Source organism: Streptomyces sp. NPDC047974, assembly GCF_040653375.1.
Lineage (GTDB): Bacteria > Actinomycetota > Actinomycetes > Streptomycetales > Streptomycetaceae > Streptomyces.
Genome location: NZ_JBEZNU010000004.1, coordinates 211,366 through 226,344, shown reverse-complemented (window position 1 = coordinate 226,344; position 14,979 = coordinate 211,366). Strand labels below are relative to the sequence as shown.

Sequence of the window (14,979 nt, the reverse complement as noted above, 5' to 3'; positions counted from 1 at the left end):
CCCTGTGGACAACGAGGGAGCACGACCCGCATGCCCGACATCGCCGAGGCCACCGCCGCCCTCACCGGGATCGCCGCAGCGCAGCAGGGCCCGGGCGACACGCTCCGCATCGTCCTGCTGGTCTCCATGGTCGGCGGCGCCCTCCTCGCCTGGTTCCTGCTGCGCGGATGCGGCCGCGACGACACCGCGGAGCAGCCCGGGGAACGCCCCGCGGAGCAGCCCGGGGACACCTCCGCCCGAGGGGCGTCCGGGGACGCCGAGGACGCCAACGCCTGAGTCGGCGTGAGCGGGCCGCGACCGCCCGCATACGATGTGCGCGAAGTCTCCGCTCCCACCCCCGATCGGATAGGTCCCGCCGAAGATGAGCCTCCACAGCACCGCCGCCAACCTCGTCACGCTTGCCTCCGAGGGCGCCGAGCACGGTGGCAACCACGACAGCCTCAACCCGTACGTCACGGGCGGTGGCGCCTTCCTCGCGCTGATGCTGCTGCTCTGGATCACCACCCGCTTCAACCGCGACCGCTGAGCCGGACGCCGACCGGGAGGCCGCTGAGCCGGCGCCCACCGCCGTGCCAGTAGGCTCTGCACGCATGGGAGAGCAGGAAGTGCCTACTGGCGGCAGCGGCAAGCGCCGCCTCGGCGTGATGGGCGGGACGTTCGACCCGATCCACCACGGACACCTGGTGGCGGCCAGCGAGGTCGCCGCCCTGTTCCACCTGGACGAGGTGGTGTTCGTACCGACCGGTGAACCGTGGCAGAAGAGCCACAAGGCCGTGTCGCCCGCCGAGGACCGGTACCTCATGACGGTCATCGCCACCGCGTCCAACCCGCAGTTCTCGGTCAGCCGCATCGACATCGACCGCGGCGGCGCCACCTACACCATCGACACCCTGCGCGAGCTCCACTCGCTCAACGCCGACGCCGACCTCTTCTTCATCACCGGCGCCGACGCGCTCTCGCAGATCCTCACCTGGCGCGACGCGGACGAGTTCTTCTCCCTCGCCCACTTCATCGGCGTGACCCGGCCGGGCCACGACCTCACCGACGACGGACTGCCCAAGGGCGGTGTCTCCCTCGTCGAGATCCCCGCCCTCGCCATCTCGTCCACCGACTGCCGCGCACGGGTGGCCTCGGGCGACCCCGTCTGGTATCTCGTCCCGGACGGCGTGGTGCGCTACATCGACAAGCGCCAGCTGTACCGCGGCGAGTGAGTCCCGGGAAGGGGCACCGGTGAACGACCAGCAGAACCCGTACGACCCGTACTACCCGCAGCCGCAGATCATCGGCTACGACGCGTACGGGCAGCCGGTGTACCAGCAGCCGGCCCAGGCCCCCCAGCAGCCCGCGTACGACCCGTACGCCGGGCAGCAGCAGTCGTACGGCTACGACCCCTACGCCCAGCCCCAGGCGCCCCAGCAGCCCCAGCAGCCCCAGGGACCCCAGCCGTCCTCGTACGACGCCTATGCCGGGCGGCAGCAGGGTCAGGGCTACGCCCCGCAGCAGCCCGCCTACGACCCGTACGAGACCTACGGTGGCGGCGGGCAGCACGGCGGGCAGCAGTGGCAGGCCGCCGAGCCCCCGGCGCCCGTCGCCGCCGCCCCGGCCGGCGTCCCCGGCCAGCGGCCCGCCCCCGAACCGCCCGCCCCGCCCTTCGTGCCCGCCGCGCCCGCGGCCCCCCGGCGGGCGGAGGCCGGCGACGACCGGGACTACCGCACCGAGCAGTTCTCCTTCATCGAGGAGCCCGACGAGGACTCCGAGGACGTCATCGACTGGCTCAAGTTCACCGAGAGCCGGTCGGAGCGCCGCGAGGAGGCCCGCCGCCGCGGCCGCAACCGCGTGATCGCCCTCGTCGTCGTCCTGGCCCTCGCCGTCATCGGCGGCGTCGGCTACCTCTGGTCCGCCGGCCTGCTCCCCGGCACCGGGGACTCCGCGCAGAAGGACCAGGCGGCCGCCACGGGCCCGCAGCGGCGCGACACGATCGTCCTCCACCTCCACGACATCCAGGGCGGCGGCACCTCCACGGCCCTCCTCGTGGACAACTCCACCACCAAGCAGGGCACCACCGTCCTGCTGCCCAACGCCCTCGCCGTCGCCGACTCCGAAGGCTCCGCCACCACCCTCGGCAAGTCCGTCGAGGAGGACGGCTCCAGCGGCACCCGCGAGGCCCTCGACACCCTCCTCGGCGCCAAGATCGCCGGAACCTGGCGCCTCGACACCCCGTACCTGGAGAACCTCGTCGAGTACCTCGGCGGCATCGAGGTCGACACCGACACCGCCGTCCCGGACCCCAAGGGCAAGAAGGGCGCGGACCCGCTCGTCGCCCAGGGCGAGAAGCAGACCCTCACCGGCCGCGGAGCCGTCGCCTACGCCACCTACCGCGCCTCCGGCGAGGCCGAGGCCAAGCAGCTCCAGCGCTTCGGCCAGGTGGTGAACGGCATGCTGCGCAAGATGCCCAGCGACGCCGCCAACGCCACCTCGGCCGTCGAGTTCCTCCAGCAGATCGCCGATCCCTCCCTCCCCGAGAAGGACCTCGGCGCCTCCCTCGCCAAGCTCGCCGACCACGCCAAGACCGGCGCCTACAAGACCGCGCTGCTCCCCGTGGGCGAGGACGGGACGCTCGCCGAGGGCACCGGCGACAGCGTCGTCAAGGACATCCTCGGCGGCAAGGTCTCCGCCGTCGAAGCCGGCGGAGTGCCGCGGGTCTCGGTCAAGGACGCCACCGGCGAGGACGCCGTCGAGGCGGCCAAGGTCGCGCTGATCAACGGCGGCTACGCGTTCGTCGGCGGCAGCAAGACCGACGGCCAGGCGAAGTCCCAGGTCGTCTACGGCGACGACGCCCAGAAGGCCACCGCGGCCGAGGTCGCCAAGACCCTCGGACTGCCGGCCGGATCCGTCGTCAAGGGCAAGCCCGCGGGCAACGCCGCCGTCACCGTCGTCCTCGGCCGGGACTACGAGATTCCGGGCGCCTCGTAATCGTTTGCGGGGTCGTCGGCGGTCCGTGAGACCCTGGAGGGGTACTGGACCGCCGACGAAAGCCTGCTTGTGACCGCCACGGATCGCTCCATCGAGCTCGTCAACGCCGCCGCCCAGGCGGCGGCCGACCGGCTCGCTCACGACATCATCGCGTACGACGTCAGCGACGTGCTGTCGATCACCGACGCCTTCCTGCTCGCCTCCGCGCCCAACGACCGCCAGGTCAAGTCGATCGCCGAGGAGATCGAGGAGCGGCTCCAGAAGGAACTCGGCGCCAAGCCGGTCCGCCGCGAGGGCGACCGCGACGCCCGCTGGATCCTCCTCGACTACGTCGACATCGTCGTCCACGTGCAGCACAGCGAGGAGCGGGTCTTCTACGCCCTCGAGCGGCTGTGGAAGGACTGCCCCGAGCTGCCCCTGCCCGAGGACGCCGTCAAGACCCGCGGCAAGGCGGCCGAGCACGCCGCCCTGACCGGCGCCGACCTCGACAGGGCGGACGGTGAGCTGAGCTGAGCACCGCCAAGGGCGGCACCGGCCGCCGCATCGTCCTGTGGCGCCACGGCCAGACCTCCTGGAACCTGGAGCGTCGCTTCCAGGGCTCGACCGACATCGAGCTCACCGAGGCCGGCGTCCACCAGGCGCGCCGCGCCGCCCGGCTGCTCGCCGCCCTCCGCCCCGACGCGATCGTCGCCTCCGACCTGAAGCGGACGGCGGCCACCGCCGCCGAGCTGGCCGCGCTCACCGGACTCCCGGTCGCCCACGACGCCGCGCTGCGCGAGACGTACGCGGGGGAGTGGCAGGGCCTCACGCACGAGGAGATCGTCGCGAGGTTCGGCGATCAGTACGCCGCGTGGAAGCGCGGCGAGCCGGTGCGCCGGGGCGGCGGCGAGCTGGAGACCGAGGTGGCCGAGCGGGCCGCCCCGGTGATCCTGGAGCACGCCGACAAGCTCCCGGCGGACGGCACGCTGGTCGTGGTCAGCCACGGCGGCACCATCCGCACCGCCATCGGCCGGCTCCTCGGCCTGGAGCCGCACCACTGGGAGGGCCTGGGCGGCCTCTCGAACTGCTCCTGGTCCGTCCTCGGCGAGGGCGCGCGCGGCTGGCGCCTCCTGGAGCACAACGCGGGCTCGCTGCCCGAGCCGGTCCTCGGCGACGACACCTGACGTCCCGGACCGGTTCCCAGGCCCCCGCGCAGCCCGGATTTCACTTTCCGGCAGGTCACAGGCTAAAGTTCTTCTTGTTCGCGGCGCTGAGCGCTGAGAACGTGAGGGGCTATAGCTCAGTTGGTAGAGCGCCTGCATGGCATGCAGGAGGTCAGGAGTTCAATTCTCCTTAGCTCCACAGTCACCGGATCCCGTTCCCCATCAGGGGGGCGGGATCTGTCGTTTTGTCACTTCTGGGGGCCGCCCGGCCATGGCAGAATCGGACGGCCGGAGGGGGATCAGGTCCGGACGGGAGGGTGGCCTTTGGGTGCGCACAGGCGGAAGTGCGACTGGTGCGGCAGCGGCACGCCCATCGTGCGGGACATGGACCCCGTCAACCCCGAGTACCAGTACTGGTGCGAGGAGTGCGCGCGGGCGCTGATCATAAAGGGCGACCCCATCGAGACCTACCGCGAGCTCGAAGGGGAGCCGATCTACGGCCGGCTCCTCGACGAACACTGCACCCTCAAGCGGTTCTACTCCTTCGCCACGGCCTGACGCTCGCGGACCGCCACCCGCTGCCGGGGAACCTCCGGGGTCGCCGTCCGCCGGGACCTCCGCAGCGCCAGGGCGTACCCGGCGAAGACCGCCAGGGCCGTCAGCGGGTAGACCGCCGACAGCAGCATCTGCCCCGCGTTCTGGTCCAGTTCGGGACGGCCCGGGTCGTGCGGCACCCACCACAGGGCGAACGAGGCGAAGGCCAGCGCCACCGCGCCCGTCACCCGCCACGCGCGCGTGCGGTCGTACAGCAGGACCAGCAGCGGCACGCACCAGACCCAGTGGTGGGACCAGGAGATCGGCGAGACCATCAGCGCCGCGAAGGCGGTGACGACCACGGCCACGGCCTTGTCGCCGCGCACCGCCGCCCGCACCGCGAGCGCCATCGCCGCGCCGCCCAGCAGGACCGCGGCCGCCAGCCACCACAGCCCGGGCGCGTCCGTGTGCATCAGCCGGGCGAGGACTCCGCTGAGGGACTGGTTCGCGGTCTCCTCGGCGTGCCCGACCCGGCCCGTCTCGAACAGCGTCCGCGTCCAGAAGGTCTTCGAGTCCGCCGGCAGCGCCACCGCCATGGCCAGCGTCGTGACCAGGAAGGTCCCGGTCGCGGTCAGCGCGGTGCGCAGCCACTGGTTCATCCCCCGGTCCCGCCGCCACAGCAGCAGCCCCGCGGCGAGGAGCAGCACCACGAAGAGACCCGGTGTGAGTTTCACCGCGGTCGCCAGGCCGATGCCCAGCCCGGCCCAGCGGCTGCCCTCGCGGCGGGTGAAGTCCCACAGCACGGCCACCGCGACCAGCAGGTTGATCTGCCCGTACCGGAGGGTCGTCCACACCGGCTCGCACCAGACCACGACCGCCGCGACCCACAGGGTCGTACGCCACAGATCGGCCCGTCGCGCGGGCGAGGCGAGCGCCGGGCGGACCAGCTGGAGCGAGAGCCGCACCAGGGCCACCACCAGCAGCAGATTCCCCGCCGTGGAGAGCGTCCGCATCAGCGGGACGCCCACCAGGGGCAGCGGCAGGAACAGCACGGCGGCGAACGGCGGATAGGTCATCGCCAGGTTCGCCGAGGTGGCGCGCATCGCGTACAGGTCGCCGCCGGCCCGCAGGGTCTCGGCCTCGGCCCGGTAGACCATGACGTCGAGCATGTTCACGTGGGCGACGCGCTGCGCCACCCAGAAGGCCGCGAACGAGATCAGGCAGGCCGCCGCGGCGGCGAGCAGGGGCCAGGACCGGGCGCGGGACGGGGAAGGGGTGGAGGGGGACACAGGGGGCGACCCTACCCGGAGCCTCCGACAGTGCCGGAGAAACGGATTTGGAGTTCTGCCCGGCGGCCGGTTAATGTTCTGTCCGTCGCCGCGAGGAAGACCCGAGAGGGAGCCGGACGGACGATCACGAGGGGCTATAGCTCAGTTGGTAGAGCGCCTGCATGGCATGCAGGAGGTCAGGAGTTCAATTCTCCTTAGCTCCACAGAAGGCAGACGGGCCATCCATACCGGATGGCTCTCCGCACTTCTGCGGTAAGCTGAACGCCGCATATGAGGGGCTATAGCTCAGTTGGTAGAGCGCCTGCATGGCATGCAGGAGGTCAGGAGTTCAATTCTCCTTAGCTCCACAAGAAGAAGCGGGTCATCCGGATCGGATGGCCCGCTTCGTCGTTCCCGCCCGGCCCGTGGACGTCGCTGCGGCCTGTGGACATCGATGCGGCCCGTGTGAACGCTGCGGTACCCTGGCGCCATGCGTGCCGTACGCCTCCTGCTTATCGAGCCGCGCTGACCAGTCCCGACGGGCGGAAGACACCCCGTCGGAGTCGGCGCGGCGTCCCCTCCTGTGCGAGGGGATTTTTCATTTCGTGGCAGTTCGTGGCAGTGGGCAGAGACGATCGATGGAGCTTCTAGGACCATGACCGAGATCAACACGGCCGCCGAGACGGCGGCCCCGCATCGCTACACGGCGGCCATGGCCGCCGACATCGAGGCACGCTGGCAGGACGTCTGGGACGCCGAGGGCACCTACGAGGCGCCGAACCCCTCCGGCGACCTGGCGGGCGACCCCGAGGTCGCCGCCCGCCCCAAGAAGTTCATCATGGACATGTTCCCGTACCCCTCCGGTGCGGGCCTCCACGTCGGCCACCCGCTCGGCTACATCGCCACGGACGTCTTCGCCCGCCACGCGCGCATGACCGGCCACAACGTGCTCCACACCCTCGGCTTCGACGCCTTCGGCCTGCCCGCCGAGCAGTACGCCGTGCAGACCGGCACGCACCCGCGCGTGTCCACCGAGGCCAACATGGAGAACATGAAGGTCCAGCTGCGCCGGCTGGGCCTGGGCCACGACAAGCGCCGGTCGTTCGCCACGATCGACCCGGAGTACTACAAGTGGACCCAGTGGATCTTCCTGCAGATCTACAACTCCTGGTACGACACCGAGGCCGCCAAGGCCCGCCCGATCGCCGAGCTGATCGAGCAGTTCGAGAACGGCACGCGTGAGGTCCCCGGCTCCACGCGCGCGTGGTCCGAGCTGTCCCCCGCCGAACGCACCGAGGTCCTGGGCGAGTACCGCCTGGCGTACGCCTCCGAGGCGCCGGTCAACTGGTGCCCCGGCCTGGGCACCGTCCTCGCCAACGAGGAGGTCACCGCCGACGGACGCTCCGAGCGCGGCAACTTCCCCGTCTTCAAGTCGAAGCTGCGCCAGTGGAACATGCGCATCACCGCCTACGCGGACCGCCTGCTGGACGACCTCGACGGCCTGGACTGGCCCGAGGCCATCAAGCTGCAGCAGCGCAACTGGATCGGCCGCTCCGAGGGCGCCCGCGTCGACTTCCAGGTCGGCGACACCGGCGCCATCACCGTCTTCACCACCCGCCAGGACACCCTCTTCGGCGCCACCTACATGGTCCTGGCCCCCGAGCACGACCTGGTCGAGAAGATCGTCCCGGGCGCCTGGCCCGAGGGCACCCACGACGTGTGGACCGGCGGTCACGCCACCCCCGCCGAGGCCGTCGACGCCTACCGCAAGCAGGCCGCGTCCAAGTCCGACGTCGAGCGCCAGGCCGACGCCAAGGAGAAGACCGGCGTCTTCACCGGCGCGTACGCGACCAACCCGGTCAGCGGCGAGCAGGTCCCCGTCTTCATCGCCGACTACGTCCTCATGGGCTACGGCACCGGCGCCATCATGGCCGTCCCCGCCCACGACGGGCGCGACTTCGCCTTCGCCCGCGCCTTCGAGCTGCCGATGCGCTGCGTCGTCGAGCCGAGCGACGACCGCGGCACCGACCCGTCGACCTGGGACGACGCCTTCTCCTCGTACGAGGCGAAGCTGGTCGGCTCCGCCAACGACGAGATCTCCCTGGACGGCCTGGGCGTCGTCGAGGCCAAGGCGAAGATCACCGACTGGCTGGCCGACCGCGGCATCGGCGAGGGCACCGTCAACTTCCGCCTCCGCGACTGGCTGTTCAGCCGCCAGCGGTACTGGGGCGAGCCCTTCCCGATCGTCTACGACGAGGACGGCGTCGCCCACGCGCTGCCCGAGTCGATGCTCCCGCTGGAGCTGCCCGAGGTCGAGGACTACTCGCCGCGGACCTTCGACCCGGAGGACGCCGACACCCGGCCCGAGACCCCGCTCTCCCGCAACGAGGAGTGGGTCGACGTCACCCTCGACCTGGGCGACGGGCCGAAGAAGTACCGCCGCGAGACCAACACCATGCCCAACTGGGCGGGTTCCTGCTGGTACGAGCTGCGCTACCTCGACCCGCACAACGACCAGAAGCTGGTCGACCCGGCCGTCGAGCAGTACTGGATGGGCCCGCGCGAGGGTATGCCCACCGGCGGCGTCGACCTGTACGTCGGCGGTGCCGAGCACGCCGTGCTCCACCTGCTGTACGCCCGTTTCTGGTCCAAGATCCTCTTCGACCTGGGGCACATCTCCTCGGCCGAGCCCTTCCACAAGCTCTACAACCAGGGCATGATCCAGGCCTTCGTCTACCGCGACGCCCGCGGCATCGCCGTGCCGGCCGCCGAGGTCGAGGAGCGCGACGGCGCCTACTGGTACGAGGGCGAGAAGGTCAGCCGCGTCCTCGGCAAGATGGGCAAGTCCCTGAAGAACGCCGTCACGCCGGACGAGATCTGCGTCGAGTACGGTGCCGACACCCTGCGCCTGTACGAGATGGCGATGGGCCCGCTGGACGTCTCCCGCCCGTGGGACACCCGCGCCGTGGTCGGCCAGTACCGGCTGCTGCAGCGGCTGTGGCGCAACATCGTCGACGAGGCGACCGGCGAGGCCACCGTCGTCGACACCGCGCCCGACGAGGACACGCTGCGCGCCCTGCACAAGGCCATCGACGGCGTCGCCCAGGACATGGCCGCGATGCGCTTCAACACGGCGATCGCCAAGATCACCGAGCTGAACAACCACCTGACCAAGGCCGGCGGCGCGGTCTCCCGCCCGGTCGCCGAGCAGCTGGTGCTGCTGGTCGCCCCGCTCGCCCCGCACATCGCGGAGGAGCTGTGGCGCCGCCTCGGTCACACGGACTCGGTCGTCCACCAGGACTTCCCGGTCGCCGACCCGGCCTACGTGGTCGACGAGACCGTGACCTGCGTCGTGCAGATCAAGGGCAAGGTCAAGGCCCGCCTGGAGGTCTCGCCGTCCATCACCGACGCCGAGCTGGAGGCGCTGGCGCTGGCCGACGCGCACGTCGTCGCGGCCCTCGGCGGCGCCGAGATCCGCAAGGTGATCGTGCGCGCGCCGAAGCTGGTGAACATCGTGGCCTGAGCGGCCGCGGTGCTCCGAACGTCCGGTGCGGACCGAGTGGTCCGAGCCGTCCGGGTCGTTCGACGGGGCTAGGGGTTTCCCCTACGGGCAGGTTGGGGGTTCCGATGGAACCCTCCGCCTGCCCGTTCCGTTTACCGTGGAAGAACCACAGCCGTGGGACGCCGACGGAGCCGAGGAGCGACACACCATGGAAGCCGCGATTGTCACGATCCTGGCGCTGCTCTTCCTCTCGTTCGTGGCGCTCGGGGTCTACGCCACGGTGAAGGTGGCCAAGGCGGCCAAGAGGGGTGTCGACCGGACCCTCGGCCAGGCCAGGCGCACCGTCGAGGACACCACGCTGCGGGCCAAGAGCTTCGGGCAGGTCGGCGTCGCCGCCGAGCTGGCGAAGCTGCGGCTCGCGCTGCGCACCTCGATGCGCGCCACCCAGGACGCGCTCCAGGCGGGGGCCGTCGAGGACGCCTCGCTGCGGGAGTCGCTCGACCTCTTCGCCCGGCTCAGCGCGCACGGGCGCGAGCTGGACGAGGACCTCAAGCGGCTGGAGCGGGAGCCCGACAAGGCGTACGTGGCCGGGCAGCTGTCCGCCCTCACCGAGCGGACCGAGCGGATCACCGGCTCGGCCGACGCGCTGCGGCAGGCCGCCCATGACCGGGCCCGCCGGTTCGCCGAGGACGACCTGGAGACGCTGAGCGCCCAGATCGACGTGGAGACGGGCGCGCTGCGCCACTGGACCACCGTCGACCGGGAGCCGAACGGGACGGAGGCGTCGCAGGCTGCCTGGTACGAGTCGGCCCCCGGGACGCCGGAGCAGCCCCGGCCGCAGGCCGGGGAGACGCCGCAGGCGATCACGGCGCCCGACCCCCGGACGACCGCGTACCCGTGGGAGAAGACGGCCCGGCCGGAGTCCGCGGGCTGACCCCCGGGGGACGGGGAAGGCCGGTCCGCGGTACCGCGGGAGCGGCCGCGACCGGGGCCGGGCTGCCGAGCGGCGGTCGTGGCGGGTAACCTCCCGCTCATGTCCCGGCATGTCGCGATCGTCACCGATTCAACGGCCTACCTGCCACCCCAGACGATGGAGCGGCACGCCATCACCGCGGTCCCGCTGACCGTCGTCATCGGCGACCGCGCCCTCCTGGAGGGCACCGAGATCTCGGCCAGATCGCTCGCCGAGGCGCTGCAGAAACGGCGGCCCGTCACGACCTCCCGGCCCAGCCCCGAGGTCTTCGCCGCCACCTACCGCGAGGCCGCGGAGGCGGGCGCGCGCGGGATCGTCTCGCTCCACCTCTCCGCCGAGGTCTCCGGCACCTACGACGCCGCCGTGCTCGCGGCGAAGGACGCGCCCGTCCCCGTACGGGTCGTCGACACCCGCATGATCGGCATGGCCCTCGGCTTCTGCGCGCTCGCGGCGGCGGAGGTCGTGGAGGGCGGGGGCTCGCTGGAGGAGGCGGTCGCGGCGGCCGAGAAGCGTGCCGGGGACACCTCCGCCTACTTCTACGTCGACACCCTGGACTACCTGCGCCGGGGCGGGCGGATCGGGACCGCGCAGGCGCTGCTCGGTTCCGCCCTCGCGGTGAAGCCGCTCCTCGAACTCGACGGCGGCCGCATCGAGCTGCGGGAGAAGGTGCGGACCGCGTCCAAGGCGATCGCGAGGCTGGAGGAGCTGGCCGTCGAGCAGGCCGGCTCCGGACCGGTCGACATCGCCGTCCACCACCTCTCCGCGCCGGAGCGGGCCGACGCGCTGGCCGAACGCCTGAGGGCCCGCGTTCCCGGGATCGGGGAGCTGCACGTCAGCGAGGTCGGTGCGGTGATCGGCGCACACACCGGGCCGGGGCTGCTCGCGGTGGTCGTCTCACCGCGCTGAGACGGCCTCTTTCACCCTTGTGGGTGAGGGAGTTATCCCCAGAGTCGTCGCTGTCCACGGAAGTCTGAGGGCGACGGCACAGGGCCGCGGCGGACCCTACCGTCGCAGACATGGATCTTCGTACGGCTTCTTCGGTCTCCGTCTCTTCTTCGGCCCCGTCCCGTTCCGCCAGGGGCGGGCCCGGTCCTGTGGGGCCCCGGCGGGGTGCGCCGCCCGGGAGGGCGCGGCGCCGGGCCCGGGTGCGCCGGGTACTGGCACGGCCCGGCCCGGCCGGGGGCGTGGCGGGGGTCGTACGGGAGCGGGGTGACGCGCTGTTTCCGCCGCCGCCCCCGCCGCCCCCGGCACCACCACCGCTGCCACCGCCGTCGTCGCCTTCGTCGGCAGTCGTGGAGCCGGTGGTGGTCGAGGAGCCCGCGGTCGATGCCGTGGGGGAGCGGCGGTGGCGGGCGGCGGTGCGGGAGCGGCTGCCGCTATGGGTGCAGACGCGGTGCGGGCTGGAGCCGAGGTCGCTGGCGGCGCTCGCCGTGGTCCTCGTGGTGGCGGCCTGTGCGGCGGGCGGATTCTTCTGGGCGGGGCGGCCGGAGCAGGTGCGGGCGCCGGAGCTCGTGAGGGTCGCGCCGGTGGCGGCCGCGCCCGCGCCGGCGCCCGGGTCGGGGCCCGCGTCGGGGCCGGCCGTGTCCGGTGGAGGTGCCGGTTTCGGCGGGGGTACGGCCGCGGCGGAGGTCGTCGTCGACGTGGGAGGGAAGGTGCGCAGGCCGGGGGTGCTGACGCTGCCGGCCGGGTCGCGGGTCGCGGACGCGCTGCGGGCCGCGGGGGGTGTGCGGGCGGGGGCGGATCTGACGGGGCTGAATCGGGCCAGGGTTCTCCTCGACGGTGAGCAGGTGCTCGTCGGGGTGCCGGGAGCGCCGGCCGGTGGGAGTGCGGCACCGGGCGTGGGGCCGGGTGCGGGGCCGGGCGGGAGCGGGGCGCCGTTGAACCTCAACACGGCGACGGCCGAGCAGTTCGACGGGCTGCCGGGCGTGGGGCCCGTGCTCGCGCGGCGGATCGTCGACCACCGGACGGAGCGGGGCGGGTTCCGCTCGGTCGAGGAGTTGCGCGAGGTCGACGGGATCGGCGAGCGGCGCTTCGCGGACCTTCAGCCCTTGGTGCGGCCATGACGCGGGCCGGGGGCGGGTGGAGCGAGGAGCCGGTCGACCTGCGGCTCGTCCCGCCGGCGTTGGCCGCGTGGGCGGCGGCCGCGGTGGCACTGGGGGTGGCGGGCTGGTGGGCGGTGGCCGGGGTGGGGCTGTGCCTGGCCGGAGCGGCGGCGTCGCTGATCCCGGCGGTGGCGCGGTGGCTGACCAAGGGGCGGGACGCGGCCGTGGGTGTCGGTCGGGAAGGAGGGGGTCGGGGTGGTGCGTCGCCGGGGTGGCGGCTGCGGGCGACGGCGTGGGCGGGGGTGTTGCTGTGCGCCGCGGCGGGGGCCGCTTCGGCGGGGCTGCACGCGGCGGACCTGAGGCGGGGGCCGGTTCCGGTCCTGGCGGGGGAGTACGGGCGGGCCTGGGCGGAGGTGACGGTCACCTCGGATCCCCGGCTCACCCGGCCCCGGGTGAGCGGGCGGGCGATGGTGCCGGTGTCGGTGGTGATGGACGCCGAGGTGGTCCGGGTGGAGCGGACGGACGGGACGGTCGTGCGGACCCGTGCGCCGGTGCTGCTGATCGTGCCTCCGGGGGAGGGGCGGGACGCCTGGCTGCGGCTGCTGCCGTCCACGCGGCTGTGGGTCGGTGCCCGTTTCGCGCCGCCCAGGGAACCCGGGGACCCGTACGCGGCGGTGCTGAAGTCCCGGGCCGGGCCGCCGCGGATCGTGGGGCCGCCGAGCGCGGCCCAGCGGACGGCCGGCGAGCTGCGGGCCGGGCTGCGCACGGCGACCGACGGGTTGGCGCCGGACCCGCGGGCGCTGCTCCCGGGCCTGGTCGTCGGGGACACCTCGCGGATCGGCTCCGATGTGCGGGACGCCTTCGAGGCCACGGACCTCACGCATCTCCTGGCGGTCTCGGGGAGCAACCTCTCGATCGTGCTGCTCCTGCTCGTCGGGCGTCCGGGGCGGGCGCGGCAGGTGGAGCGGGGCGGGCTGGCTCCCCGGATCGGGCTCTCGCTGCGCGGCACCGCGCTGGCGGGGGCGGGGCTGACGGTGGCGTTCGTGGTCGTGTGCCGGCCCGATCCGAGCGTGCTGCGGGCGGCGGCCTGCGGGCTGGTCGCGCTGCTCGCGATCGCCACCGGGCGCAGGAGGTCGCTGATCCCGGCGCTGGCCGCGGTGGTGCTGGTCCTGGTGCTGTACGACCCCTGGCTGGCGCGGAGTTACGGGTTCCTGCTGTCGGTGCTCGCGACCGGGGCGCTGCTGGTGGTGGCGCCGGGGTGGAGCGAGGCGCTGCGGCGGCGCGGGGTGCCGGGGCGGCTCGCGGAGGCGCTGGCCGCCGCGCTGGCGGCGCAGGCGGTGAGCGCGCCGGTCGTGGTGGTCTTCGCGGGCCGGACGAGTCTGGTGGCGATTCCGGCGAACCTTCTCGCGGAGCCGGCGGTGGCGCTTGCGACGGTGTTCGGCTTCGGGGCGCTCGCGGTGGCGCCGGTGTGGGCGCCGGGGGCGGAGGGCCTGGCGTGGGTGGCGGGGTGGCCGGCCGGGTGGATCGCCCGGGTGGCGAGGACGGGCGCGGCGCTGCCGGGTGCGGAGCTGGCGTGGCCCGGCGGCTGGTGGGGAGGGGCGGCGCTCGCGCTCGTGACGGTCGCGGTGGTGGCCGGGGTGCGGCGGCTGCGGCACCGGACGTGGCCGGTGGTCGGCGTGGTCGTGCTGCTGGTGCTCGTGGTGGCGCGGCCGGTGCCGCTCGTGCGCTGGGTCAGCGGCTGGCCGCCGCCGGGATGGTTGTACGCGATGTGCCAGGTCGGCCAGGGGGACGCCACGGTGCTCGCGGCCGGCGGGGGTGCGGGGGTGGTGGTGGACGCGGGGCCGGACCCGGTGGCGGTGGACCGCTGCCTGCGCGAGCTGGAGGTGAGACAGGTGCCGTTGCTGGTGCTGACGCACTTCCACGCCGACCATGTGGCCGGGCTTCCGGGGGTGCTGAAGGGGCGGAAGGTCGGGGCGATCCAGACCACGGGGCTCGAAGAGCCGCGGGGGCAGGCGGAGTTCGTGCGGAGGGAGGCGCGTGCCGCCGGGGTGCCGGTGGTGCGGGCGGAGCCGGGGGAGCGACGGAGGGCCGGGGGGTTGGAGTGGCGGGTGCTGTGGCCGCCGGCCGGGCCGGCGCCACCGGACGGCGGGCCGAACGACGCCAGCGTCACGCTGCTGGTCCGGGGGCCGGGCGGGGTGAGCGTGCTGCTGCTCGGCGATCTGGAGCCGCCGGCGCAGCGGGCCCTGTGGCGGGCGCATCCGGAGCTGGGGGCGGTGGACGTGCTGAAGGTCGCCCATCACGGGTCCGCGCACCAGGACCCGGGGCTGACCGGTGTGGTGCGGCCGCGCCTTGCGCTGGTGTCCGCCGGCAGGGACAACCCCTACGGGCATCCGTCGCCCCGGACGCTGGCGGCGTTGCGGGCGGGCGGGGCGCGGGTGCTGCGGACGGACCGGGACGGGGCGATCGCGGTGGCGGGTGCGGGGAGGGGGCTGGTGGCGGTGGCGCGCGGCTGGTGACCCGCGAGGAAGGACATGATTGTAAAGAC

General features: G+C 73.4%; 13 protein-coding genes and 3 tRNA genes. 15 read left to right on the top strand and 1 reads right to left on the bottom strand.

What is annotated here, in order from left to right; translation table 11 throughout:
• Positions 1-30: 30 nt before the first annotated feature.
• The 8 genes from AB0E19_RS08810 (at position 31) to AB0E19_RS08775 (ending at position 4,673) form a co-directional block, all read left to right on the top strand.
• Positions 31-276, top strand: coding sequence for a hypothetical protein (locus AB0E19_RS08810; protein ID WP_362175778.1), 246 nt, complete (start codon positions 31-33; stop codon positions 274-276).
• Positions 277-361: 85 nt separating this feature from the next.
• On the top strand, positions 362-526 hold the full coding sequence (locus AB0E19_RS08805; protein ID WP_030494103.1) for a hypothetical protein: 165 nt from the start codon (positions 362-364) through the stop codon (positions 524-526).
• Positions 527-590: 64 nt separating this feature from the next.
• Positions 591-1,211, top strand: a complete 621-nt coding sequence (nadD, locus tag AB0E19_RS08800; protein WP_362175470.1) for a nicotinate-nucleotide adenylyltransferase — start codon at positions 591-593, stop codon at positions 1,209-1,211.
• 19 nt (positions 1,212-1,230) lie between these two features.
• On the top strand, positions 1,231-2,973 hold the full coding sequence (locus AB0E19_RS08795; RefSeq protein ID WP_362175467.1) for an LCP family protein: 1,743 nt from the start codon (positions 1,231-1,233) through the stop codon (positions 2,971-2,973).
• Positions 2,974-3,042: 69 nt separating this feature from the next.
• Positions 3,043-3,486, top strand: a complete 444-nt coding sequence (gene rsfS / locus AB0E19_RS08790) for a ribosome silencing factor (protein WP_169084890.1) — start codon at positions 3,043-3,045, stop codon at positions 3,484-3,486.
• Positions 3,483-4,136, top strand: a complete 654-nt coding sequence (locus AB0E19_RS08785) for a histidine phosphatase family protein (protein ID WP_362175755.1) — start codon at positions 3,483-3,485, stop codon at positions 4,134-4,136. The genes rsfS and AB0E19_RS08785 overlap by 4 nt, the downstream gene beginning before the upstream one ends.
• Before the next feature lie 105 nt (positions 4,137-4,241).
• Positions 4,242-4,314, top strand: a tRNA-Ala gene (locus AB0E19_RS08780).
• Positions 4,315-4,499: 185 nt separating this feature from the next.
• Positions 4,500-4,673, top strand: a complete 174-nt coding sequence (locus AB0E19_RS08775) for a hypothetical protein (RefSeq protein WP_018846673.1) — start codon at positions 4,500-4,502, stop codon at positions 4,671-4,673.
• Here AB0E19_RS08775 and AB0E19_RS08770 read toward each other — a convergent pair.
• Positions 4,652-5,938 (bottom strand): glycosyltransferase 87 family protein, encoded by a 1,287-nt coding sequence (locus AB0E19_RS08770; RefSeq protein ID WP_362175463.1) that lies wholly within the window; start codon positions 5,936-5,938, stop codon positions 4,652-4,654. The genes AB0E19_RS08775 and AB0E19_RS08770 overlap by 22 nt on opposite strands.
• Before the next feature lie 130 nt (positions 5,939-6,068).
• On the opposite strand from AB0E19_RS08770, the gene AB0E19_RS08765 reads away from it, so the two are divergent.
• The 7 genes from AB0E19_RS08765 to AB0E19_RS08735 all read left to right on the top strand — a co-directional run bounded on the left by AB0E19_RS08765 (position 6,069) and on the right by AB0E19_RS08735 (position 14,950).
• Positions 6,069-6,141, top strand: a tRNA-Ala gene (locus AB0E19_RS08765).
• 71 nt (positions 6,142-6,212) lie between these two features.
• Positions 6,213-6,285, top strand: a tRNA-Ala gene (locus AB0E19_RS08760).
• A 287-nt stretch (positions 6,286-6,572) separates the two neighbouring features.
• Positions 6,573-9,440 (top strand): leucine--tRNA ligase, encoded by a 2,868-nt coding sequence (gene leuS / locus AB0E19_RS08755; RefSeq protein ID WP_362175460.1) that lies wholly within the window; start codon positions 6,573-6,575, stop codon positions 9,438-9,440.
• A 187-nt stretch (positions 9,441-9,627) separates the two neighbouring features.
• Positions 9,628-10,353 (top strand): hypothetical protein, encoded by a 726-nt coding sequence (locus AB0E19_RS08750; protein WP_362175457.1) that lies wholly within the window; start codon positions 9,628-9,630, stop codon positions 10,351-10,353.
• 99 nt (positions 10,354-10,452) lie between these two features.
• Positions 10,453-11,298 (top strand): DegV family protein, encoded by an 846-nt coding sequence (locus AB0E19_RS08745; RefSeq protein WP_362175454.1) that lies wholly within the window; start codon positions 10,453-10,455, stop codon positions 11,296-11,298.
• A gap of 110 nt (positions 11,299-11,408) precedes the next feature.
• On the top strand, positions 11,409-12,455 hold the full coding sequence (locus AB0E19_RS08740) for a ComEA family DNA-binding protein (RefSeq protein ID WP_362175451.1): 1,047 nt from the start codon (positions 11,409-11,411) through the stop codon (positions 12,453-12,455).
• Positions 12,452-14,950 (top strand): ComEC/Rec2 family competence protein, encoded by a 2,499-nt coding sequence (locus AB0E19_RS08735; protein WP_362175448.1) that lies wholly within the window; start codon positions 12,452-12,454, stop codon positions 14,948-14,950. Before AB0E19_RS08740 ends, AB0E19_RS08735 begins: the two co-directional genes overlap by 4 nt.
• The last annotated feature ends 29 nt before the right edge of the window (positions 14,951-14,979 follow it).